The sequence below is a fragment of the Pseudomonas sp. Root401 genome (genome assembly GCF_001425105.1).
In the GTDB taxonomy this organism is placed as follows: Bacteria; Pseudomonadota; Gammaproteobacteria; order Pseudomonadales; family Pseudomonadaceae; genus Aquipseudomonas; species Aquipseudomonas brassicacearum.
The window spans coordinates 79268-101465 of sequence record NZ_LMDO01000006.1 but is presented as its reverse complement, the minus strand read 5'-3'; the positions used below and the strand labels follow the sequence as shown (position 1 = coordinate 101465).

The 22198-nt window shown below is 63.9% G+C and carries 24 protein-coding genes; 2 read left to right on the top strand and 22 right to left on the bottom strand.

Annotated features, from left to right (window positions below):
* Positions 1 to 4 precede the first annotated feature (4 nt).
* The 20 genes from ASC85_RS06750 to ASC85_RS06655 form a co-directional block, all read right to left on the bottom strand.
* Positions 5 to 1231: a beta-ketoacyl-ACP synthase gene (locus ASC85_RS06750; protein ID WP_003197009.1), complete on the bottom strand. Its 1227-nt coding sequence runs from the start codon at positions 1229 to 1231 to the stop codon at positions 5 to 7.
* On the bottom strand, positions 1231 to 1959 hold the full coding sequence (gene fabG, locus ASC85_RS06745) for a 3-oxoacyl-ACP reductase FabG (protein ID WP_057448737.1): 729 nt from the start codon (positions 1957 to 1959) through the stop codon (positions 1231 to 1233). The genes ASC85_RS06750 and fabG overlap by 1 nt, the downstream gene beginning before the upstream one ends.
* Complete coding sequence (locus ASC85_RS06740) at positions 1956 to 2423, bottom strand: ApeP family dehydratase (RefSeq protein WP_014336202.1); 468 nt, start codon at positions 2421 to 2423, stop codon at positions 1956 to 1958. The genes fabG and ASC85_RS06740 overlap by 4 nt, the downstream gene beginning before the upstream one ends.
* Positions 2420 to 3616 carry a beta-ketoacyl-[acyl-carrier-protein] synthase family protein gene (locus tag ASC85_RS06735; protein WP_057448736.1) on the bottom strand — a complete coding sequence of 399 codons (1197 nt, stop codon included), beginning with the start codon at positions 3614 to 3616 and terminating at the stop codon, positions 2420 to 2422. The genes ASC85_RS06740 and ASC85_RS06735 overlap by 4 nt, the downstream gene beginning before the upstream one ends.
* Positions 3613 to 4095 (bottom strand): DUF3261 domain-containing protein, encoded by a 483-nt coding sequence (locus ASC85_RS06730; protein WP_024616263.1) that lies wholly within the window; start codon positions 4093 to 4095, stop codon positions 3613 to 3615. The genes ASC85_RS06735 and ASC85_RS06730 overlap by 4 nt, the downstream gene beginning before the upstream one ends.
* Positions 4092 to 4820 (bottom strand): class I SAM-dependent methyltransferase, encoded by a 729-nt coding sequence (locus ASC85_RS06725; protein ID WP_057448735.1) that lies wholly within the window; start codon positions 4818 to 4820, stop codon positions 4092 to 4094. The genes ASC85_RS06730 and ASC85_RS06725 overlap by 4 nt, the downstream gene beginning before the upstream one ends.
* Complete coding sequence (locus ASC85_RS06720) at positions 4817 to 6076, bottom strand: NAD(P)/FAD-dependent oxidoreductase (RefSeq protein WP_057448734.1); 1260 nt, start codon at positions 6074 to 6076, stop codon at positions 4817 to 4819. The genes ASC85_RS06725 and ASC85_RS06720 overlap by 4 nt, the downstream gene beginning before the upstream one ends.
* The gene (locus ASC85_RS06715; RefSeq protein WP_057448733.1) at positions 6063 to 7220 is read right to left on the bottom strand and encodes a hypothetical protein; all 1158 of its coding nucleotides are present in this window, start codon (positions 7218 to 7220) and stop codon (positions 6063 to 6065) included. Before ASC85_RS06715 ends, ASC85_RS06720 begins: the two co-directional genes overlap by 14 nt.
* Positions 7217 to 9556, bottom strand: coding sequence for an MMPL family transporter (locus ASC85_RS06710; RefSeq protein WP_057448732.1), 2340 nt, complete (start codon positions 9554 to 9556; stop codon positions 7217 to 7219). The genes ASC85_RS06715 and ASC85_RS06710 overlap by 4 nt, the downstream gene beginning before the upstream one ends.
* A complete protein-coding gene (locus ASC85_RS06705; protein ID WP_057448731.1) occupies positions 9540 to 10133 on the bottom strand; it encodes a LolA family protein in 594 nt (197 codons plus the stop codon). Before ASC85_RS06705 ends, ASC85_RS06710 begins: the two co-directional genes overlap by 17 nt.
* Positions 10130 to 10555, bottom strand: a complete 426-nt coding sequence (locus ASC85_RS06700; RefSeq protein WP_057448730.1) for an acyl-CoA thioesterase — start codon at positions 10553 to 10555, stop codon at positions 10130 to 10132. Before ASC85_RS06700 ends, ASC85_RS06705 begins: the two co-directional genes overlap by 4 nt.
* The gene (locus tag ASC85_RS06695; RefSeq protein ID WP_057448729.1) at positions 10548 to 12092 is read right to left on the bottom strand and encodes an HAL/PAL/TAL family ammonia-lyase; all 1545 of its coding nucleotides are present in this window, start codon (positions 12090 to 12092) and stop codon (positions 10548 to 10550) included. Before ASC85_RS06695 ends, ASC85_RS06700 begins: the two co-directional genes overlap by 8 nt.
* Positions 12073 to 13017 (bottom strand): LpxL/LpxP family acyltransferase, encoded by a 945-nt coding sequence (locus tag ASC85_RS06690; protein WP_057448728.1) that lies wholly within the window; start codon positions 13015 to 13017, stop codon positions 12073 to 12075. The genes ASC85_RS06695 and ASC85_RS06690 overlap by 20 nt, the downstream gene beginning before the upstream one ends.
* Entirely contained in the window at positions 13014 to 13748 is a 735-nt protein-coding gene (locus ASC85_RS06685) for a glycosyltransferase family 2 protein (RefSeq protein ID WP_057448727.1), read from the bottom strand. Before ASC85_RS06685 ends, ASC85_RS06690 begins: the two co-directional genes overlap by 4 nt.
* A 179-nt stretch (positions 13749 to 13927) precedes the next feature.
* Positions 13928 to 15607, bottom strand: a complete 1680-nt coding sequence (locus ASC85_RS06680) for an AMP-binding protein (protein ID WP_057448726.1) — start codon at positions 15605 to 15607, stop codon at positions 13928 to 13930.
* Entirely contained in the window at positions 15604 to 16149 is a 546-nt protein-coding gene (locus ASC85_RS06675; protein WP_057448725.1) for a hypothetical protein, read from the bottom strand. The genes ASC85_RS06680 and ASC85_RS06675 overlap by 4 nt, the downstream gene beginning before the upstream one ends.
* Entirely contained in the window at positions 16146 to 16400 is a 255-nt protein-coding gene (locus ASC85_RS06670) for an acyl carrier protein (protein ID WP_003197040.1), read from the bottom strand. The genes ASC85_RS06675 and ASC85_RS06670 overlap by 4 nt, the downstream gene beginning before the upstream one ends.
* Positions 16401 to 16409: 9 nt before the next feature.
* Positions 16410 to 16667 (bottom strand): phosphopantetheine-binding protein, encoded by a 258-nt coding sequence (locus ASC85_RS06665; protein WP_057448724.1) that lies wholly within the window; start codon positions 16665 to 16667, stop codon positions 16410 to 16412.
* On the bottom strand, positions 16648 to 17457 hold the full coding sequence (locus ASC85_RS06660) for a lysophospholipid acyltransferase family protein (RefSeq protein WP_057448723.1): 810 nt from the start codon (positions 17455 to 17457) through the stop codon (positions 16648 to 16650). Before ASC85_RS06660 ends, ASC85_RS06665 begins: the two co-directional genes overlap by 20 nt.
* Positions 17433 to 18152 carry a beta-ketoacyl synthase chain length factor gene (locus ASC85_RS06655; RefSeq protein ID WP_057448766.1) on the bottom strand — a complete coding sequence of 240 codons (720 nt, stop codon included), beginning with the start codon at positions 18150 to 18152 and terminating at the stop codon, positions 17433 to 17435. The genes ASC85_RS06660 and ASC85_RS06655 overlap by 25 nt, the downstream gene beginning before the upstream one ends.
* A 359-nt stretch (positions 18153 to 18511) precedes the next feature.
* Here ASC85_RS06655 and ASC85_RS06650 point away from each other — a divergent pair, with 359 nt between their 5' ends.
* Complete coding sequence (locus tag ASC85_RS06650) at positions 18512 to 19282, top strand: ParA family protein (RefSeq protein ID WP_003197050.1); 771 nt, start codon at positions 18512 to 18514, stop codon at positions 19280 to 19282.
* 150 nt (positions 19283 to 19432) lie between these two features.
* Here the strand turns inward: ASC85_RS06650 and trxC are convergent, their stop codons facing one another.
* Both trxC and ycaC read right to left on the bottom strand, forming a co-directional pair.
* Positions 19433 to 19855: a thioredoxin TrxC gene (gene trxC, locus ASC85_RS06645; RefSeq protein WP_057448722.1), complete on the bottom strand. Its 423-nt coding sequence runs from the start codon at positions 19853 to 19855 to the stop codon at positions 19433 to 19435.
* A 174-nt stretch (positions 19856 to 20029) separates the two neighbouring features.
* Positions 20030 to 20656 (bottom strand): isochorismate family cysteine hydrolase YcaC, encoded by a 627-nt coding sequence (gene ycaC / locus ASC85_RS06640; protein ID WP_057448721.1) that lies wholly within the window; start codon positions 20654 to 20656, stop codon positions 20030 to 20032.
* 205 nt (positions 20657 to 20861) lie between these two features.
* Here ycaC and ASC85_RS06635 point away from each other — a divergent pair, with 205 nt between their 5' ends.
* Positions 20862 to 21767, top strand: coding sequence for a LysR family transcriptional regulator (locus ASC85_RS06635; protein ID WP_201785292.1), 906 nt, complete (start codon positions 20862 to 20864; stop codon positions 21765 to 21767).
* Positions 21768 to 22198: the final 431 nt, after the last annotated feature.

Genomic DNA, 22198 nt, shown 5'->3' with positions numbered 1-22198 from the left:
CGATTCAGTGCCAGCGGCGGAAAATCAGCGAGGTGTTGACCCCACCAAAGGCGAAGTTGTTGTTCATCACGTATTCGTTGCTCATCGACCTGAACTCGTTACGCAGGTAATCGAGCTTGCCGCATTGGGGATCAACCTCATCAAGGTTGAAGGTGTGCACGTAGAGGTCACGGTTCATCATTTCGATGCTGAACCAGGACTCCAGCGCGCCGCAGGCACCCAGGGTGTGACCGAGGAAACTCTTCTGTGAGCTGATGGGCATGTGTTCGCCGAACAGGCTGCTGGTGGCCAGGGTTTCGGCAATGTCGCCCTGTTCGGTGGCGGTGCCGTGGCCGTTGACGTAGCCGATGGCCGAAGGTTCAAGGCCGGCATCTTCCAGGGCCAGTTCCATGGCCCGGCGCATGGTGAGCAGTTCGGGGCGGGTGGCGTGCTGGCCGTCGGCGTTGCTGCCAAAGCCGACGATCTCGGCATGGATCCGTGCGCCGCGGGCCAGGGCGTGTTCCAGCTCTTCAAGCACGAGCATGCCGGCGCCTTCACCGATCACCAGGCCGTCACGGTCCTTGTCATAGGGGCGCGGGCTGGTTTGCGGCGCTTCGTTTTTCAGGCTGGTGGCGTAGAGCGCATCGAACACCATCGCTTCGGTCGGGCACAGCTCTTCCGCGCCACCGGCCAGCATCAACGGCAGGCGCCCGAACTTGATGGCCTCGTAGGCATAGCCGATGCCATGGCTGCCGCTGGTGCAGGCACTGGAGGTGGGAATCAGGCGCCCGGTCAGGCCGAAGAAGATGCTGATGTTGGCCGCCGTGGTGTGGGGCATCATCCGCACGTAGGAGTTGGCGTTCAGCCCTTCGGCCACGCTGTTGAGCAGCATGTTGCCAAAGGCCTTGATCTCGTCGGTGCTGCCGGTGGACGAACCGCAGGACACGCCCATGCGCCCGTCCTTGATCGACTCGTCGCCCAGCAGGCCGGCGTCGGCCAGGGCCTGTTCCGCCGATGCGACCGCCAGGCGCGAAACCCGGCCCATGCTGCGCAGTTGCTTGCGGGTCCAGTGGGCCGGGACCTGGAAGTCGTCGATGGGGCCGGCCAAGCGGGTGTTCAGTTCGGTGAAACGGTCCCACTCATCCATGCGCCGGATGCCGCTGCGGTTGGCGGCGAAGTTGGCGGCGATGGTTTCCCAGTCGCTGCCTATGGAGGTGATACCGGCCATGCCGGTGACGACGACGCGCTTCATCAGCACAAGCCTCCGTTGACGGCCAGGACCTGCCGGGTGATGTAGCCGGCTTCGGCGGACATCAGGAAATTCACCGCACCCGCCACTTCTTCCGGGGTGCCCATGCGCTGGGCGGGGATCATTTTCATCAGTTCTTCCACGGGTACGTTTTCATCGAGCATGGCGGTGTCGATCAGGCCTGGCGCGACGCAATTGACGGTGATCTTGCGCTTGCCCAGCTCGATTGCCAACGCCTTGGCCGCGCCGATCAACCCGGCCTTCGAGGCGCTGTAGTTGACCTGGCCGCGATTGCCGATCAGCCCGGAAACCGAGGTGATGCAGACGATCCGCCCGGCGGCGCGACGACGGATCATCGGCATCATCACCGGATGCAGCACGTTATAGAAACCGTCGAGGTTGGTGCGCATCACCACATCCCAGTCGTCTTCGCTCAGGGCCGGGAAGGCACCATCGCGGGTCAGGCCGGCATTGAGCACCACGCCGTAATAGGCGCCGTGGGTTTCGACATCGGCTTCGAGAATGGTCTTGCACGCGGCCCGGTCGGCCACGTCGAATTGCAGCACCCGGGCGTTGCGGCCCAGGGCCTGGATTTGCGCCTGGACCGTTTCGGCCTCGGCGCGGCCGCTGCGGCAGTGCAGCACGATGTCGTGCCCGGCCTGGGCCAGGCGCAGGGCGATGGCGCGGCCGATGCCACGGCTGGAGCCGGTGACCAGTACGGATTCAGTCATGACGGGTTTCCTGTTGCGGACGGTTCATGAAGGTAATGGGCGGCCTGGGGCGGACGGAATACGTTGAGCCGGGCCGTGGCATGGATGCCGGGGGCGTGGATGTGGCATTCGAACACGCCCATGCCGTTGTCGTCTTCCAGGGAGCGCACGCCGTGGATGGTCAGCTCGACGCCGGCGGGAAAACACTCGACGTTGCATTCGAACTTGCGGGTGCCGAGCAAAAAGCCCAGCGCCACGGCATCACCCCGTTGGCGCGCATGGCAACCGGCAAACGCCGCGACACTTTGGGCCATCAGCTCGATGCCGACCCAGGCCGGCAGCGCGCCGTCGTCGCGGCTGAACAAACCGCCGGGCTTGACGGTGGCGTGGGTATGGATCTGTTCGTCATCGAACGACAGGATCCGGTCGATGAGGATCATGTCGCCGGCATGGGGCAGCAGTTCGGCGAGCGGCCAGTCAATCATGGGGCGTCTCCGATAATCAGGCTGACGTTGTTGCCGCCGAATGCAAATGAATTGCTCATCAGGCGGCGCGGGGTGGCCGGGTTCAGGTGGGTGCCGGCGGTGACCCAGTCCAGCGCTGGCAGGGCCGGATCGGCCTGGCCGTCCCAGACATGCGGCGGCAGGGCCAGGGCGGTGTTTTCTGCGCTCAGGGCCAGCCAGCAGAATGCCGCTTCCAGTGCCCCGGCCGCGCCGAGAGTATGGCCGGTCATCGGCTTGGTGGACGAGCAGGGCACGCCCGCCGGAAACAGCCCGGCCACCGCCTGGCTTTCCATGGCGTCATTGTGCTGCGTAGCGGTACCGTGCAGGTTCAGGTAGTCGATCTGGCTGGCCTCGAGGCCGGCGCAACGCAGGGCTTTTTCCATGGCCTGGCGGGCGCCGCGACCGCTGGGTTCAGGTGCGGAAATATGGTGGGCATCGGAACTGGCGCCGTCGCCGAGCAAGGCAATCGGTGTTCCTTCGCCTGGCGTCTTGCTCATGAGGAACAGCACGGCGGCTTCGCCAATGTTGATGCCGCTGCGGTTCACCGAAAACGGATTGCAGCGTTCGTTCGACACCGCTTCCAGTGCGGAAAAACCGTTGAGGGTCAGTTTGCACAGGCTGTCCACGCCACCGCACAGCACGGCGTCGCACAGGCCCAGGTCGAGCAGGCGCCGGGCGCTCATCAAGGCGCGGGCGCTGGAGGTGCAGGCCGTGGAAATCACGTAGGAGGGGCCGCTCAGGCCGAGCCAGTCGGAAAGAAAGTTGGCCGGCGCGCTGAGTTCCTGTTGCTGGTAGTCGTAGCCGTCGGGGAAGTGTTGCTCGCGCAGGTAATGGGCAATGCCCTGGCTGGCCTCATCGATCCCCGAAGTGCTGGTGCCCAACACGATGCCGATGCGGGCGCGACCGTAGGCCTGGATGGCCTGGTCGATCTCGGCGCGAATCTGCAGCCCGGCTTCCAGCAGCAGTTGATTGTTGCGGCTGCGGTGCGCCAACAGGGTTGGGGGAATGGGGGCGAGTTCACCCGGCACCGCGGCAACCGGCAACGCGCGTTCGGCGACCCAGCCGTCCTTGATGCGCACGCCCGAGCAGTCGCCGGCAAACAGGTTGCGCGCGACGGTGTGCTTGTCGCGGCCCAGGGCACAGATCACCCCGAGGGCATTCAAATAGGCGGTCATGGGGCGTTCTCGGTCAACGGCGTGATGCGGTAGCGGGGGCCTTGGGGCAGGCTCATTTCAAAATCCAGCGGCTGCGTGTAGCGCACCTGCCAGCGGGAATCGAGGGTCCGTTGCGACGCCTGTTGCCGGGCGGCCGGGTAGTTGCCGGGCAGTTCGGCTTCGGGGGTCAGGGCGAACAACAGCGCGGCGAACAACTCCCGGGCCTCGGCATTGGGCGGCAGCAGACCGTCGGCCTGCCACTGGCCAGCGACCAGGCGCTGGCGGGCCACGGGAATGCCCAGCGGGTCCATCATCGACCAACGGATGCCGGCGTCTTCGCGCTGGATTACCAGCAGCCAGTCCTGGCGTTGGCCGGCCATTGTCCTCTCGATATGCAGTTGCATCGGCAAGGCCAGGGTTGGCGTGCGCTCGGGCAGCGGCGCATGGCTGGCGCAGGCACTGAGCAGCAACAGGCAGCCGATAAGCAGGGCACGAATCATTCGATGACCCCTTCGACGGGCTTGCGCGCCACCACATTGACCAGGGTTTCCTCGCGCTCGCCGAACGGTTTGGCCCGGCGCAGGCCAAAACGCTCCAGCAAGCCGAAGTCCTTGGCGCGGCTCCACCACAGATACGGATAGGAGACGTTGCGGGCTTCGAACTGGAAACCCTGCCCACGGATCATCTCCAGGTACTGCGCGGCACTTTTCTGCACGTGCATGGGATGGCGGAACAGCCAGCGGATCACCCAGGTGTCGATGTAGGCCTCGGTGGATTCGGCGAACATCAGGTAACCACCGGGCTTGAGTACGCGATAGAACTCAGCGAGGGCTTTCTCCTGCTCCACCAGGTGATGGAAGGTCTGGTGGCAGAACAGCAGGTCGACGCTGGCATCCGGCACCGCCAACGTTGCGCAGTCGCTGCCGATCAGTTCCACGGCCATGTCCTGGCGCGTGGCTTCCTCCCGGCTCAGGTCCAGGCTATGGGGGTCGGCATCCACCCCGATCAGGCGTTGTGGCGCGAACACCTGGCGCAGGTATTGGAACGACTTGCCCTGGCCGCAGCCGGCGTCGAGCAGCACCGGGTTGCTCGGCAGCGGGGTGCTGAACAGGCTGCGCAGATCGTTGATCGCCACGCGCAACACATGGTGCTGCCAGGTGTGGCTGCGCAGGAACCAGAAACCGAAGCGGGTTTCTTCGACGTAGTTGTCGCTCAGATAGCTCATGGTTGCGGGCTCGGCGCCGGGCTCGCGCAGATTTCCGAGAGCATGCGCAGGCGCCGCTTGGGTTCGCTGACAAACGGATTGCGCTGATCCCAGGCGTAGCCGGCCAGGATCGAGCTGATCATGCGGCGGATGTCGTCCGAGCCTTCGGTGTAGAAAATCACGTCCTGGAAGGTGCCGGCGTACCAGCCCTCGACATAGCAGCGGAAGGTGTCGACGCCGCGCTTGAGCGGCTCGGCAAACTCGCTTTGCCAATCCACGCTTTCACCTTGCAACTGACGGTGGAGCACGTCGGCGGCCATGCTCGCCGAACGCATGGCAATGGTCACACCGGAGGAAAACACCGGGTCGAGGAATTCCGCAGCGTTGCCCAGCAGGGCGAAGCCTTGGCCGTGCAGGGTCTTGACGTTGGCCGAGTAGCCGCCGATGGTCCGCGCCGGGGTGTCCCACACGGCGTTCTGCAGCACGCCGCCCAGGCTTGGGGTTTCATCGATGAAACCGCGCAGGCAGGCATCGAGGTCGTCGGTGCGGCCAGCGAAATGTTCCGCCGCCGCGACCACGCCCACCGAGCAGCGCCCGCCGCTGAACGGAATGGTCCAGAACCACACGTCGCGTTTGCTCGGGTGGGTGGTGATCAGGATTTTTTCTCGATCGAACGCCGGGGTGTCGATGCGATCCTCGATGTGCGTGAACACGGCCTGGCGCACCGGGAAATTCGACGGTGCCTCAAGGTCCAGCAGGCGCGGCAGGACTCGGCCATAGCCGCTGGCATCGAGCACGAAGTCGGCCTCGACGCAGTACTCGCTGCCATCTTCGCGCTGCACACCCAGTTGTGGCTTGGCGAGGCTGAAATCGGCGCTGGTGATCGCTTGGCCGTAGCGGATCTCCACGCCTTGCAGGGCGGCCTGGTCGGCCAGCAACTTGTCGAAGTCGGCGCGTTGTACCTGGAAGGTCGTGGGCTTGCCGTTGCTGAAGGTATCGCCGAAATCGAAGGCGCTGTAGCGCTCGCCCCAGGCAAACGCGGCGCCGTTCTTGCGCTGGAACCCGGCGGCATTCACCGCGTCGAGCATGCCGGCTTCTTCGACGAAGTCCAGGCAATGGGACAACAGGCTCTCACCGATGGAGAACCGGGGGAAATGCTGGCGCTCGATGACCAGCACATCGTGGCCCTTGCGCTTGAGCAGCGCGGCGGCAATGGCGCCGGAAGGGCCTGCGCCGATGATGACGACCTGTCGACGTTCCGTTTCAACTGTTGGCACTGGAGCTCCTGGCCGGGACGGCAAGCGAGGGAATACGGTGGAAGCCGGTCACGGCCGGCAGCAATGTGGCGATCAGCCCCATCAGCATCAGCGTGAAGTACAACGCGGGGCTGATGAGCTGTTGTTGCAAGAGCAGATTGAGGAAGACGATTTCACTCAAACCACGAATGTTCAGCAGGACACTTTCACGCCAGCGACTGGCGCCGGCGAATGACGCGGCGGCCCAACCCAGGCCCAGCCAGTTGCCCAGCAGTTTGCTGGCAATGGGCAACAGCAGCAACGCCGTCAATTGCACCCAGTCGAGGCTGCTCATGGCGCTGTGGACGTCGATCTGCACAATGCCAAACGTGAGGATCAGCGGGATCGCCAGGTACGTCTGCAAACCCTGCATCCAGGCGATATTGAGCGGCAGCCTCAAGGGCACTTTGAGCGCCGCCATGCACAGCAGATAACCAATGCCGACGATCAGTGCATTGAGCCGGTAGTGCTCGGCCACCACCAGCAGGGCAAAGAACACACCGCTGTACAACAATGGCTGGCGCAGGCCAGCCAGGCGCAACAGCAGCGGCACGCAGGCGCCGGCCAACGGCAACAGCAGGCTGCCCAGGTGGAGGCTGCCCTGGGCCAGGCCGAACAGGCTCCAGCAGGCCAGGTCGATCAGGATCGCCGTTTGCACCAGTCGCCGAGTGGCGGCGGGTGGGTAGTCGATGTGACGCAGGTACAGGTACAACACCGGGATCGCTGTGATCGCAAACAGCAGTCCCACCGCCAGGGAGCTGATCCAGGGCTGGGGCGGCAGCAGCCAGAACGCTGTCGCCAGACCGCAGGCGAACGGAACGACGAAGCTTGGCAGGGCGATTTTCACGCTCTGGCGGTCCAGACGCAGCTCGATCACGTCGCTGAGGATGTGCCCCAGCAACAGCGCGAACGCGAGGCTGTAGAGGTTCTTCAGCCACACCGGGGACACCAGTTGCGCGCCGCTGAGCTGCCAGCCCGGCTCGATCCAGAAATACATCAGCAGCGGCAGGCCGAAGGTCGCCAGCAACAACTGGCTGACAATCGGGATCAACCCGAAGCGAGCGCCCAGGCGTGTGGCGACTGCGAACAGCCCCAGGGCCATAAGCCAGAACAGCAGGCTCATCATTGAGCGGGCTCCGCGACCGTCGCCGCGTGGGCTTGATGTCCGGCCCACGGCGCCAACATGAAGCTGAAGGCCAGCCCCAGGCTAACCGCCAGGCCGAAGTTGCTCACCGCCGGTGTGCTGGACAGCGCCAGCAGGCCGAACGACAGCCAGGTGGTGACCGCCGCCAGGAATGTGCCCAGCAGGCTCACGGCGGCACCGCCGATCTGCTCGCGCATCAGGATCGCGTAGTCGACGCCGATGGCCGTCACCAGCAACAGGCCGAACAGGCTGAACAAGGTCAGTGGCTGCCCCAGCCAGCCGAGGCTCGCCAGGCTGCACAGTGCGGCCAGCAACGGCAATGCCACGATGCGCAAGGCGCCGCCGACGCCAAACGGCCAGATCAGCACCAGCACAATCAGCACGCAGGAGGCCAGTTTCAACTCGGCGGCGCTGACCTGCGTGGCGGCAAAGACTCGGTTCAGGTCGCCCAGGCGATCCACCAGTTGTACGCCTGGCAGGTCCACCGCCTGTACCCGCAGCAGCGTCGCATCGTTCAAACCTTGCAAGCTGACCACCGCCGCGACGCCTTGCGCTGTTGGTCCGAGCCAGAGTGTGCGATACGGCTCGGCCAATGGGCCGGTCAGCGCGGCGTCAATGTCGGTCACCGGCAGGGCCTTTAATTGCGCCAGTTCCGCTTGCAGCGCGGCGACCGGCACTCCCAGGTCCAGCAGCGGTTGCCAGAAGGCTGGCAAGCGGGCCAGGGCCTCACGCACGTTCTGCTGTTCGGCGGGGGGGCTGACCAGTTGATTGAGCGACAGGTAGCCCTGGAGTTTTTCCAGGCCGATCAACTGATCCAGCCGCTCGTTGAGGGCGGTCTGGCGTTCCAGCAGTTGGGACTGATCGTCGGCGCGGATCAGGAAAAACTGGCTGGTGGGCTGGAAACCGGTGATGCGCGCGATGTCGCGGGCTTCGTCGGTGAGGTGCTGTGGCGTGCCGATCCACTGGCGAATGTCGTTTTTCGTGGTCAGGTGCCAGAGGCCGCCTGCGCAAAAGCTCAGCAGCAACACCAGCAGCACTGGCGTGGGCACCCGCGCCAACAGCGCTTGGCGGGTCTGGAGCAGGCACTCGCACAGCCGCAGCGGCCACTGGGCCGGACGCAAGTCGGCACCCTTGAGCAGTGCCGGCAGCAGGCAGACGGCGCTCAGGTAGGCGCCCACCAGCCCGGCGGCGGAAAATATCGCGATCTGGGTTAGGGCCGGGAAGGGCGTCCAGGCCAGGGCCAGGTAGCCGATGCAGGTGGTTACAAGGCTCAGGCTCAGCCCCGGCAGGGTCAGGCGCAAGGCCGGCCAGCTGCGCCATGGCTTCAGGCTCCAGCTCTTGGACAGATAGTGCAATGGATAGTCCACCGCGACGCCGATCAGGCTGGAACCCAGGACCAGGGTCATGACATGCATGCGGCCAAACAAGGCCACGCAGGCCACCGCGCCGAACAGCACGCCCACCAGCACCGGCACGAACGCCAGCCACACGCGCAGGCGCCGGAAGGCCAGCAACAGCAGCAGCAAGATGCCGACGGTCGCGCCACCGCCGACCCAGGTGATTTCCCGCGACGCCTGTTGCTGGCCGCTGGCGGCATACAGCAAGCCACTGGCCGCCAGCAGTTGCCCTTGGGCCTGGCTCGCCTGGTCGCGGCTGCGTTGCAGCAGTTCGGCCACTTGCAACGGCAGGTTCATGTCAAAGGCATTGCCCTGGGCGCGGGCCCGCAGCATCACCCAGCTTTTACCGTCGGCATCGGCGACCAACGCACCGCTGCCGATGTCGAACTTTATCGCGCCGCGTTGTGGCTGGCTGTCCTGGATGCGCCCGGTCAGGCCCAGCCAGTCGTCCTGGTTCGGCACCAGGCTGAAGCCGCTGAACGGGTCGAACAGGGCCTGCACCCGTTGTTGGATGAACGCCTGGGGCTGCTCGATCAATTGCTGCCGGTCGGTCGCCGAGAGCATCGCCAGCCGCCCGTTGAGCAACTGCGTGCGTAGCGCCGGCAAGTCGGCCTGCAACGTCCACTGTACCTTGTCGAACAGACCGCTGGCCTGCCATTGCTCGCCGAGGGTTTGCGCCAGGGCGATGGCTTGCTGGCGATCGGTGTGACCGACCAGCACCAGCACTTCGCGGTTGAGCGGCTCCTGCATGCGTTGTTCGGCGATGAGTTCCAGGGCATCGGGGGACGTGCCCGGCACCAGCTCCATGAGATTGGCCGACAGCGGCGCGCCGTTGCGCCATTGCCAACCGGCGAGCGCGAGCACTGCCAGCAGCAGGATCAGGAACAGCCGGGGCAGCATTCGTTCACTCGGCAAAATCATGTTGCTCCGCTTCGCTCAAGGGTTGTGCGCTGTTGCTGTCCTGCATGCGCAGCACGGTACTGTCGCCTTGGGTTTCCAGCAGTTCGATGCGCTGCACCAGTTCGCCGCCGTCGATGTTGATCTGGTTGAAAACCTGTTTGAGCAGCACCGAGCGTGGGGTCAGGGTGAGCTTCCATTGTTGCGGCTCGCCCGACAGGCTCAGTTCGAAATCCCGTTGCAGGCCTGTGCTGTCTCCCTGCAATACCGCCAGGAACAAGCGGTTCTGCTCGGCGCCGGCGCTCTTGTTCGGCAGCATCTGCCAGGTGTTGCCATCCCGTCGGGCGATGCCTTGGGGGGTGATGCGGTAGTCCTGTTGCAGCGGGGTTTGCAGCAGCCACAGCAGCCCGTGGTTTTTCGCCAGCACGAAGCGTCCCTTGCTGGTGAGGGGCTGGGGCAGGGCGCGCAGGTGTTTTTCCTGGATGAACTGCCCGTGGATCACCTCCGGGCGGGCCAGTTGGTCGCTCAACTGTTGCAAGTCGAACGCCTGGGCCACGGGCGCCAGGCAGAACAGCAACAGCCAGACTGACAGGCGCTTCATGGCAGTTTCCTTTCCACGGCTTCGACAAACACCCGCGGCGAGGCCAGCAGCATTTCGCGACTGGCGAGGTCCACGGCCACTTGCACCGAACTGGCACGGGTCAAGCGCTCGCCCGTGGTTGCGTCGCTGATCAGGTAATTGATCTTCAGCCGGTTTTCCCACTCCACCAGGCTGGCACGCACGGTCAGGGCCTGGCCGAACACGGCGCTGCGCACGTAGCGCAGTTGCAGGTCGATGATCGGCCATGCGTGGCCGGATTCGAGCATGTCGTTGTAGTTGTGGCCGATCAGGTCGAGCAAGGCGCAGCGGGCCACTTCCAGGTATTTGACGTAGTGGCCGTGCCAGACCACGTTCATCGAATCGACATCGAAAAATGGCACCACGATCTGCGTGTCGACGTGCAAGACACCTTGGTTACGCATGCAGCCTCCAGTGTTGGTCGGCGATGCGTTGCAGGCACAGGCGCAGTTCGCCTTCCAGGGCGCGGTCCTCGATCACTGGCGGGAAATCCTCGGCCAGTTGCTCGTGCATGGCGGCCAGGGCCGGCGGCAGTGGGCGGGCGTCTTCGGCACGGCTGCGCAGCCACACGCCCTGGTTGGCGGCCAGCAAGGTGGCGGCGGCGACTTGTTCGGTCAGCTCCAGCACGCGGATCGCGTCCCGGGCGGCGATGGTGCCCATGCTCACCTTGTCCTGGTTGTGGCACTCGGTGGAACGCGAGAACACGCTGGCCGGCATGGTGTTTTTCAGGGCTTCGGCGGTCCAGGCACTGGTGCCGATCTGCACGGCCTTGAAGCCATGGTTGAGCATCGCCCGCTCGGCGCTGGCGCCGGACAGGTTGCTTGGCAGGCCATGGTTGTAGCGCTCGTCCACCAGCAGCGCGAGCTGGCGATCCAGCAGGTCGGCGACGTTGGCTACCAGGTTCTTCAGGCTGTCCATGGCGAAGGCGATATGCCCGCCGTAGAAATGCCCGCCGTGCAGCACGCGCTCGGCTTCGGCGTCGATGATCGGGTTGTCGTTGGCACTGTTGAGTTCGGTTTCGATGAACGCGCGCAGCCAGCCCAGGCTGTCGGCCAATACCCCAAGCACATGGGGCGCGCAGCGCAGGGAATAGCGGTCCTGCAGGCGATGCAGCGGCGCGGTGGGGGCGTCGATCGCCAGGTCCTTGCGCAGCCACGCGGCGACTTGCATCTGCCCCGGGTGTGGCTTGGCGGCGAACAGGCGTTCGTCGAAGTGTTCCGGGTTGCCTTGCAGGGCGACGACGTTCAGCGCGGTGATGCGCGTCGCCAGTTGCAGCAGGTAGTCGGCGCGGGCGAAGGCCAGGCAGGCCAGGCCGGTCATCACGGCGGTGCCGTTCATCAGCGCCAGGGCCTCCTTGGGCCGCAGCACCAATGGGGTCCAGCCCAGTTCGCGGTGCACATCAGCGGCCAGGCGCCGTTCGCCACGGAACATCACTTCTCGTTCGCCCGACAGCGTGGCGGCGACGTAGGACAGCGGCGTCAGGTCGCCGCTGGCGCCCACCGAGCCTTCTTCCGGAATCAGCGGCAGGATGTCGTGTTCGAGAAAGGCCTGCAGGCGTTCCAGCAGCTCCACCCGCACCCCGGACACGCCGTGGCACAGCGACTGCAGACGCGCCGCCAGCACCGCACGGGTGGCCTGGGCGTCGAGCAGTTTGCCCAGGCCGCAGCCGTGGAACGTGTACAGGTGACGCGGCAGGGCCTCGACGTGGTGCAACGGCACGGCCACCACGCAGGAGTCGCCGTAACCGGTGGTCACGCCGTAGATAACGCCTTCCTTGTCCAGCAGGGAATCGAGGAATTGCGCACCCTTGGCGATGCGCTGGCGGAACGCCGGGTCATCCTGCAACTGCGTCGGTGTCTGACGGTTGGCCAGGGCCAGCACATCTTCAATGCGCAAAGGGCGTTCGCCGAAGGTTACCGGTTCAGGAGTGGGCATCGTCATCGGTCTTCCAGAAAGGATAAAAGTTGAACCACTGTTGAGGGGCCTGGAGGCAGTATTGCGCCAGGCGCTCGGCGTAGCGGCCAGCCCAGTGGGCGATCACTTGCTCGCGCTCGTTGCGTTTCCACACCACGGCATCGGCGAAGGGTTCGAGGGTGACGCGATAGCGCCCCTCGTGCTTGAGGCACATCAGCAGGTTGACCGGGCATTTGAGCAGGCCGGCCAGTAGCCAGGGGCCCTGGGGAAAGGCGGCCGGCTGACCCATGAAATCCACGGTCACGCTGCGCCCGCCATGCAGCGGTACGCGGTCGCCGGCAATTGCCAGCCACTCGCCGCGCTCCAGGCGTTCGCTCAACTGCAACATGATCACCGGGTCCAGCTCGCTGACCTGGATCAGCCGCAAGTGCGTGGCACCGGCTTCGCCCAGCAGACGATTGAACTGCTCGGCGTGCTTGGTGTGCACCAGCACGTTCATGGTGACTTTCTCGCCCAGTTCGGCCAAGGCCCGGCACATTTCCAGGTTGCCCAGATGCGCGCCCACCAGCATTTGTCCGCGGGCATCGCGCAGATGATTGCGCAGCAGTGCCGTGTCGACGATTTCGATCTGGTCGATGCTCAGCTTGCCGTTCCAGACGTCGAGCTTGTCCAGCAGGGAGTCGGCAAAGGCCATGAACTGCCCGAACACCCGCCAGCGGGTCGGGCGCAGCTCGGGACGTGCGCTCCAGTCGGCCAGGCGCTGCTGATATTGCCAGGCCGCCTGGCGCGCGCTGCGGCCGAAAATGAAGAAGTACAGGACGATGCCGTACAGCACCGGGGTCAGCAAGCGTCGGCCGAGCACCTTGGCGGCGACCGCGGTGAGTTTCATCAGCCAGAAACTGCCGCGCTCCTGGCGGTCGGCCCAATGTTGCTTGTCTTGCTGAAGGCTCATGCCCGCCACCGTCGCCAGAGAATCAGGGGAAAGCGCACGAGCATGCCGAAGAACAACCGGGTGTGCATGCTGGAAATCAGCACGTTGTCGTGGAACAGGCGAAAGTGCGAGACCCCGTCCTGGGGGTAATGGACCCGGGTGTGCAGCCAGTGCATCGGCTGATTGCGCCAGGCCAGGCGCACGAGGATGTCCGAGTCGAAATCCATGCGCTTGCCGATATTGGCCGAGTCGATCAGCGCCAGGATCGGTGCCAGGGGATAGACCCGAAAGCCGCACATGGAGTCGCGGATTTGCAAGGAGAGGCTGTTGATCCAGACCATCACGTGGGTCAGATAGCGCGCGTACAGGCGACCTTTCGGCACGCTGGCGTCGTAGCGCGGATAACCACAGATCACCGCGTCCGGGTGGGCACGGGATTGTTCGATGAAGGCTTTCACGTCGCCCAGATCGTGCTGCCCGTCGGCGTCCACCTGCAAGGCGTGGCTGAAACCCAGGCGCGAAGCCTCGCGCAGGCCGGTCATTACCGCGCCGCCCTTGCCCTGGTTGACCGCCAGCCTGACCAGATGAACCCGTTCGCCCTCGGCCAGCCGGTCGAGCACGGCGGCACACGCCGGGCTGCTGGCGTCATCCACCAGCACGCAGGGCAGGCCGTTGGCGAGCAGCGCCTGGACCACGGCCGAGATGGCGGTTTCATGGTTGTAGACCGGAATGACGGCGCAGGGGTTATGCATGCGGCATGTCTCGGTGGCCAAGGAGCATCCCACTGTAGGAGCTGCCGAAGGCTGCGATCTTTTGATCTTTCGCTTTGGACTCAATTGATAGGAACAAGATCGCAGCCTCGTTGCACTCGACAGCTCCTACGTCGCCCGGCGGGAGCAAGCTCCCTCGCCACAGTGATCTGTGCAGATGCCTAGGCATTGTTTTCCCCCAGCACAATCCGCCCGCTGGAGCAGGCCGCCGTGTCATTGCGGTAGGCGAAGTACAGCTTGCCGCGCTCGCGGTCGAAGCGCAGGTGCAGTTGGATTTCATCGCCGGGGCGCACCAGTTGCTGGAATTTCAGCACTTCCATGCCGACGAACCGGGGCGGCAGGTCCAGCAATTGGCGGCCCAGGTTCAAGGCCCAATCGACCTGCACCACGCCCGGCAGTACCGGCGCGGTGGGGAAGTGGCCGCTGAAGTACGCCAGGTCTGGCGGTACGACCAGTTGCAGGCTCCACTCACCGTCGGTTTCGACGTATTCCAACACTTCGGGAGCCTTGGGACGTGGCGCCGTCAGCAGCGCCTCGACCTCGGCCTGGGGCAGCTTGCCCTGGGCGTTGAGCGGCAACTGCCGCAACCAGCGCCAGCGGCGTGGCAGGGCGAGGGTTTCACAATGTTCGCTCAGGTGCCGGCGCAGGCCTTCGGTAACGGCGCGTCGGCCCTGGTTGCGCAAGGCAAGCAGGCCGGCGTCGCTCAGCACCAGCAGCGCGCCGAGGGAGGCGCGGTTCTCCTGCACCACCCCCAGCCGCGCTTCGCTGACCCAGTCGTGGGCCACCAGCGCTTGTTCGAGCATCGGCAGGGAGATGCGTTTTTCCTCGAGCTTGACGATACGGTCCAGTCGCCCGAGCAACTCGAAGCGCCCATCTTCGGCGATTCGTGCCGCGTCGGCGGTGTGTTCCACATGCCCGGTCGGCAGATAGGGCGAGGCGATCAGCAAGGCGCCGTCGCTGTCCTGGCTCAGTTCGACGTCGGCAAAGGGTTGCCACAATCCGCTACCCTGGCGCCAGGCGATGCCGCCGGTTTCCGAGCTGCCGAAAATTTCCGTCGGCCATTGCCCCAGGCGTTGCTGCAAGCTTTGCGCTGCCTCGGCGGGCAAGGCGCCGCCAGAGGAGAACACCCGGCGCACGCAGCTCAAGGCCGGCCAATCGAGGTTATCGCCCATGCGCTTGAGCAGCGCCGGGCTGGCGACCCAGGCGAACACCGGTTGTTCGCGGCTGGCGCGTTGCAGGTCTTCCGGGAAGGCCAATTGCCGCCGCACGAACGCACGCCCGGCGCACAGGGGCCACAGCACCCGGAACAGCAGCCCGTAGATGTGCTGGGTAGCAACGCTGCCGATCATGCAGGCCGGGCCCAGGTCGGCGCCCCACAGGTGTTCCAGGGCCTGGACCTCGTTGCTTAACTGGCGCAGGGTTTTCTCGATGCGCTTGGGCTCGCCGCTGGAGCCGGAGGTGCACAGGCTCAGCCAGCAGTGATCGAGGTCCAGTTCGGCGGCGTCCATCGGCGCTTGTTGCAGGTCGCCGGGATGTGTATCGCCCGGCTGGTCGGTCAGCCACAGGTCCACGTCCGCCGCCCAGCGCTGGCGTGTCTGCGCTTGCAGGTCGGCGGGAAGCAGGACCCGGACCCCGGCGCGCCAGGCACCGAGCAGGGCGACGGCGAGGTCGGCGGCATCTTCCAGGTGCACCGCCACATGCCGCACACCCCGAGCTTGCAGGCCGGCCGCCAGGCGCAATGCCGCGTCCCGCAGTTGCGAGTGATTCAGCGCCGGATCGACCGCAACGGCGCGTTCCGGCTGAGCCTTGAGCAGCATCTGCTCAAGTGTTATCCAATTCATGGGCGGCCTCTTACCCGTTGTCGTATGAGCCATTCAATGGCAAACAGCAGCCCCATCAATCCGTAGGAAATCAGGCCGGTGTACAACATCCACCAGCTCAGCGGCGCCCAGAGGGTCAGGGCGGCGGCGAGCAAACCGTTACATAGGAAAAACACACTCCAGGCCACCGTGACCTGACGTGTATACACCACCGCCTTGGCCGGCAGCTGCGGTTCGCGCAGGCGGGCCAGGCGTTCGATCATCGGCGGGCCGTATTTCAGGCTCAGCACGAACAGCCCGAGCATGAACGCGCTGATCAGCACCGGGTACCAGCGCAGCAGGAGCGGGCTGTCGAACAGCGCGAGCAATATGCAAAACACGATCGCCGTGGCCGCCATCCAGCGGCTACCGGCCTCGCCCTTGCCAAGCAACGCCCGGGCCAGCCACAGGCTGCCCAGCAGTAGCCCGAACTGCCACGGGGCAAAGTGCTCCATGCCGAAATACACCGCAAAGGGGTAGAGCAGGCCCGCCAGCAACAGGCCGAGGCCAATCAGCCGGGTCATGCGGCCGGTTGGACCAGTCGATAAACCGCCTCGACCACGTCATTGACGGTGCGCACCGACTTGAATTCTTCGGCGGCGATTTTCTTGCCGGTCTGGCGCTTAATATGGTCGATCAGGTCGACCGCATCGATGCTGTCGATTTCCAGGTCCTGGTACAGGTTCGATTCCAGCGTCACACGCTCAGGGTCCAGCTCGAAAAGCTCGACCAGAGCATCGCGCAGGGTGTGGAAAATATCGTCACGAGTTTGCATGGTCTGGTCTCAGGCGCTTTTTGCAGTGACGAAGGCCGCAAGGCTTGCCACATTGCTGAAATGGTTACGGGTGTCCTTGGCGTCGGCGTCTATCTTGATGCCGTACTCCTTCTGGATCGCCAGGCCTAGTTCCAGGGCATCCACAGAGTCCAGGCCCAGGCCTTCGCCGAACAGGGTCTGATGGTCGCCGATGTCGTCGACTTCAATGTCTTCCAGGCCGAGGGCGTCGATGATCAGCTGTTTGATTTCACGGTGCAGATCGCTCATCTTCGGCGAGCTCCTTGATGTAATAGTGATGCAGAAAATCGTTGAGCCTGCGCGAAGCCTGGGGTGGCGGGCCGAGCGCGGCGAACGCCTGTGGGTCTATATCGGCCCCGACGTGAAAACTGAAGTGCACGCGGCGCTGGGGGATGCGATACCAGGGTTCAGCCTTGGTCAGGGTCGTGGGGCAGACCTTGATCGTGACGGGTGTGAGGATTTTCGCACCCCGCAGCGCGATGGCCGCCGCCCCCCGATGAAAGGCCGGCACCTGGCCTGGCTGGGTGCGCGTCCCTTCGGGGAAGACGATCAGCGTCTGGCCCTCTTGCAGGGCATCGCTGGCGGCATCGAGCATGTCCATGCTGCCGTCGTTGCTGATGTATTGGGTCGAATGCAACGGGCCCCGGGTAAAGGGGTTGTCCCAGAGGCTTTGCTTGACCACGCAGTTGGCGTCGCGCACCAGCCCGATCAGGAACACCACGTCGATCAGCGACGGGTGGTTGGCAATGATCATCTGCCCGGGGCGCCCGAGCCGTTCGGCGCCATCGATCTGATAGGTGAGCACGCCGGTGCGGGCCATGAACCGGATAAAGAACCAGAACAACCGCCCAACCGTGCGGCGCGCCCTTTGGCGGTGGGCCTGGGCATCGCCGGGCCACCAGGCCAGCAACGGGAACACCAGCAAACGCAGGCACAGCCCGCCCAGCCCGAACAGGGCGAAGCTTGCAGCGGTCGCGACCAGGCGCCAGTAATAGGCGTCGCGATGTTTACCGGTCACCGGTTGCGTTGCCAGGTCCATACACGATTCTTCCAGGCATGTTGGCAGGTGGTTTTGTCATCCAGCAGCGTACGCAATAGATCCAGGGCATGGGGCCAGTCGCTGCCCGGCGATTGGCCGGACTGTGCGCCCAGGTCCAGTTGCCAGTCGTCGCCCGGGGTCAGCAGCAGGCCCATGGCATAGGGAAACGGCACGTCATCGACCCACGGTGCATAGACTTGCGGAGGCTGTTCTTCGGTGATTACCAGCAACACCGCAGGCGATCCTTCATTCAACAGCGCGGCGGCCTCCAGCACGCCGTGTTCCAACCCGTCGCCGGTAGCGGCCAGGGCGGTCATTTCGCTGGTTTCGCCGCGCATGATCGACCACAGGCCAATCACCGCGTTGTGCACCGACAGGCTGAATTGGGTCGGCGACAAAGGCTGGTCGGCTGCCAGGTCCTTGAGAATCTCAAAAGTGCGCGGGGTTTCGCCGTGGCGGGAAATAAAGACCAACGGTAGGTCCGGCCGGCCTTCGGCCAGCGGCCAGCCAACACTGAAGGCCATCCGCGCCAGGCGGCTGAGGCGCCGGCGCTGCATGGCCGGCAGGAACGAAACGTCAGGGGCGGCATCGCTGGCCGGCAATACGACCGGCTGTCGGCTCCATGCCTGCCAATCGTCCACGCTTTCGAGCCCAGGGGCCCACGCGCGCCATTGGGCGATATTGAAATTGATCACAAACTTCACCCCACCCCTGCGGGCTTTTATTGTCACGGTTCAGTGGTTTGACCCGCGTCCAACCCTGCATGGCCTTGCGACCCAAGTGGCGCGCATTATCCCGGTGCGGTTGGCTTGTAGCAAATACTGGTTACATTTTGCCCAGCGAAATGTACGAGTTGGTCCGCTCAAAGCCAGGCCTGGACCATTGTCGCGATCATCACGAGCCTGTCTGTCGGTTGTTTCTGTCATTGTCTGGGCGAATTGACGTCTGAATCGTTGGAAAAGCCACTGTTGCTGTAGTCCTTCTACGCAGAAGGTAGCTAAGCGGTGTCGCTGCCTACTACACTCGGGAATCTTTGATACACGGAGGTTTTGACATGCGGCGTGTGGTGTTCAATCAGAAAGGTGGCGTGGGCAAATCCAGCATCGCCTGCAATCTGGCGGCAGTCAGCGCCAGCGAAGGCTATCGCACGCTGTTGGTGGACCTGGATGCCCAGGCCAACTCCACTCAATACCTGACTGGCTTGACCGGCGATGACATTCCCATGGGCATTGCCGATTTCTTCAAGCAAACCCTGTCGTCCGGGCCGTTCTCGAAAAAGAACAAGGTGGATATCTACGAAACGCCGTTCGACAATTTGCACGTGATCACCGCCACGGCGGAGCTGACGGATCTGCAGCCAAAACTTGAGGCCAAGCACAAGATCAACAAGCTGCGCAAACTGCTCGAAGAGCTGGAGGAAGATTACGACCGGATTTACCTGGATACCCCGCCCGCACTGAATTTCTATGCGGTTTCAGCATTGATCGCCGCCGATCGGGTGCTGATCCCCTTCGACTGCGACAGCTTCTCCAGGCAGGCGCTGTATGGCCTGCTGGCGGAAATCGAAGAACTCAAGGACGACCATAACGAAGGCCTGGAAGTCGAAGGCATCGTGGTCAACCAGTTCCAGGCCCGGGCCAGCCTGCCGCAGCAGATTCTCGACGAACTGATCGCCGAAGGGTTGCCGGTATTACCGGTGTACCTGAGCAGTTCGGTGCGCATGCGCGAATCCCACCAGGCCAGCCTGCCGCTGATCCACCTCGACCCACGGCACAAGCTGACCTTGCAGTTCATGGAGTTGCATAGCCTGCTGGAAAGCGCCTGATCTGGCCTGTGTAAAACCAATGTGGGAGCAACCGTGTGGGAGCAAGGCTTGCCCGCGATGAAAACGCCGCGGTCTCTTGAGGACCGCAGCGCCTGGATCGCGAGCAAGCTTTGCTCCCACAAAGCCCGCTCCCACATTTATCTCATGGCTTCAAATCCCCTGGCTGCGCAACCAGGCCATCAGCTGCGGCAACGGCAGCGCCCCGCTCTGGCGCGCCACTTCCCGGCCGTTCTTGAACAGGATCAGGCTGGGAATCGAGCGGATCCCCAGCTGCGCCGATAATTGCTGGTTGGCCTCGCTGTCGAGCTTGGCCAACCGGCATTTACCCGCCAGTTGCGCGGCGGCTTGTTCGAACACGGGCGCGAAGGACTTGCACGGCCCACACCAATCGGCCCACACATCCACCAGCAACGGCAGGTCGCCCTTGATCTGGCTGGCGTAGTCGCCTTGCTTGAGTTCGAACGGCTTGCTCAATAACACCTGGGCCTTGCAGCGCCCGCACTTGGGCTGGTCGCCCAGGCGTTCGGCGGGTATGCGATTGAGCCCGTTGCAATGGGGGCAGGGGATCAGCATGGGTTCAGTCTCAAGGAATGATCATTGGTGAAGATTTGAACACTGTGCAGAGCACACCGCAAACCCTTGTGGGAGCGAGCCTGCTCGCGATTGCGGTCTGACAGTCAATACATCATTGACTGTCCTGCCGTCATCGCGAGCAGGCTCGCTCCCACAGGGGGTACGCGTTGCTGATTATTTGGTGTTGGTCAGCGTGTTGTAGCTGGTCATCAGGTTGCGGTAGTCCGGGATGTGGTTGGAGAACAAGGTCGCCAGCCCTTCCACGTCGTTGCGCCAGTCGCGGTGCAGTTCACAAGCCAGGCCGAACCAGGTCATCAGCTGGGCACCCGAGGACGACATGCGGTCCCAGGCCGATTGACGGGTCAGTTCGTTGAACGTGCCGGACGCATCGGTCACCACGAACACTTCGAAACCTTCGGCCAGGGCCGACAGTGCCGGGAAGGCCACGCAGACTTCGGTAACCACGCCGGCGATGATCAGTTGCTTCTTGCCGGTGGCCTTGATCGCCTTGACGAAATCTTCGTTGTCCCAGGCGTTGATCTGGCCGGGGCGAGCGATGTACGGCGCGTCCGGGAACAGGCTCTTGAGCTCGGGCATCAATGGGCCGTTGGGGCCGGTTTCGAAGCTGGTGGTGAGGATGGTCGGCAACTGGAAGTACTTCGCCAGGTCGGCCAGGGCCAGCACGTTGTTCTTGAAGCGGTCCGGGTCGATGTCGCGCACCAGGGACAGCAGGCCGGCTTGGTGATCGACCAGCAGAACGGCGGCGTTATCTTTGTCGAGACGGTTGTAGGAAGTGGTCATGGCGTAGCCCTCATTAAGTTTTGGTTGCCGAAGGTGTCGGCGTGGTTAAGGTTTTCAATGTCGGTTTAGCGATTGATCGGTGACTCGTCTGGCCGAAGCGCCGGTTTGAATCCGTGTTGCGTTTCGATGGGTGTAGATTAAAACTGACACCTTTGATGCGCTAGACTGCAAAAATTCGCCTTAGCGTTCTATTTGGAGAACGATCATCGAAGACCTCAACACGCTTTACTACTTCACCCAGGTGGTCGAGCACCGTGGGTTCGCCGCTGCGGGTCGGGCGTTGGACATGCCAAAGTCCAAGCTCAGCCGGCGTATCGCTCAGTTGGAAGATCGGCTCGGGGTACGCTTGCTCCATCGCACCAGCCGCCACTGCACGTTAACGGAGATCGGCCAGGCCTATTACCAGCGCTGCCTGGCGATGCGGGTCGAAGCCGAGAGCGCGGCGGAAGTGATCGAGCGCAACCGCTCCGAGCCCCAGGGGCTGGTGCGCATCAGTTGCCCGACGGCGCTGCTCAACAGTTGGGTCGGGCCGATGCTGACCCGCTACATGCTCAAGTACCCTCGGGTGGAGTTGTTCATCGAGAGCACCAACCGCCGGGTGGACCTGATCCATGAAGGGTTCGATATCGCCTTGCGGGTACGCTTTCCGCCGCTGGAAAACACCGACATGGTCATGAAAGTGCTGAGCAACAGCACCCAGTGCCTGGTGGGCAGCCCGGCGTACCTGGAACGCTTGTCTTCACCGGCTTCCCCGGCAGACCTCAACGGCTTGCCCAGCGTGCATTGGGGGGCGGCGCAGCGTGAATACCAGTGGGAATTGTTCGGCCCGGACGGCACTCGTGCGCTGATCCGCCATGAGCCGCGCATGGTCACCGACGACCTGCTCGCCCTGCGTCACGCCGTGTTGGCCGGCATCGGGATCGCCCACTTGCCCACCGTGGTGGTGCGCGAAGACATAGCGGCTGGCCGATTGGTGGAACTGGTGCCGGGCTGGACGCCCAAGTGCGGGATCGTCCATGCGATCTTTGCTTCACGACGCGGGTTGCTGCCGTCGGTGCGTACGCTGATTGATTTTCTGGCCGAGGAATTCAGCCACAGTGATATGGCGTAGTGTGGAGGCAGTTATGTCAGCGCATTTCCCTTGTGCGGGCTTGCTTGCGATGGTGGTCTGATAGTTGGTCGGGGGGGATCGGGTATCGGGTACATATCCATTTCTGCGGTAACGGCCACTTAGGGTTCCGCCCTTACGGCGGCTCACTTTTGAAAAGCGCGCGAAGGGCCATCCATGGCCCAGCGCGGCTATCCCGGCATCCATGCCGGGATGCCCACTCCACAATGCCTGCGTTCGGCCAGCGTGGTTAACGGGGCGTCCGAAATCAACGTCCACCGCGAGGCGGCCTAGTAGCCGACCTGGCTCTCCCTCTCGTACTCCAATCCCATTGTGGGGCTTGTACTCAAGGCTGCCATTCATCAGGTGCGCCGCACTGAAAAGGTGTCACGGCCTCAAAAAGACATCACGTACTTGTTTGCAGACTCAGGAGG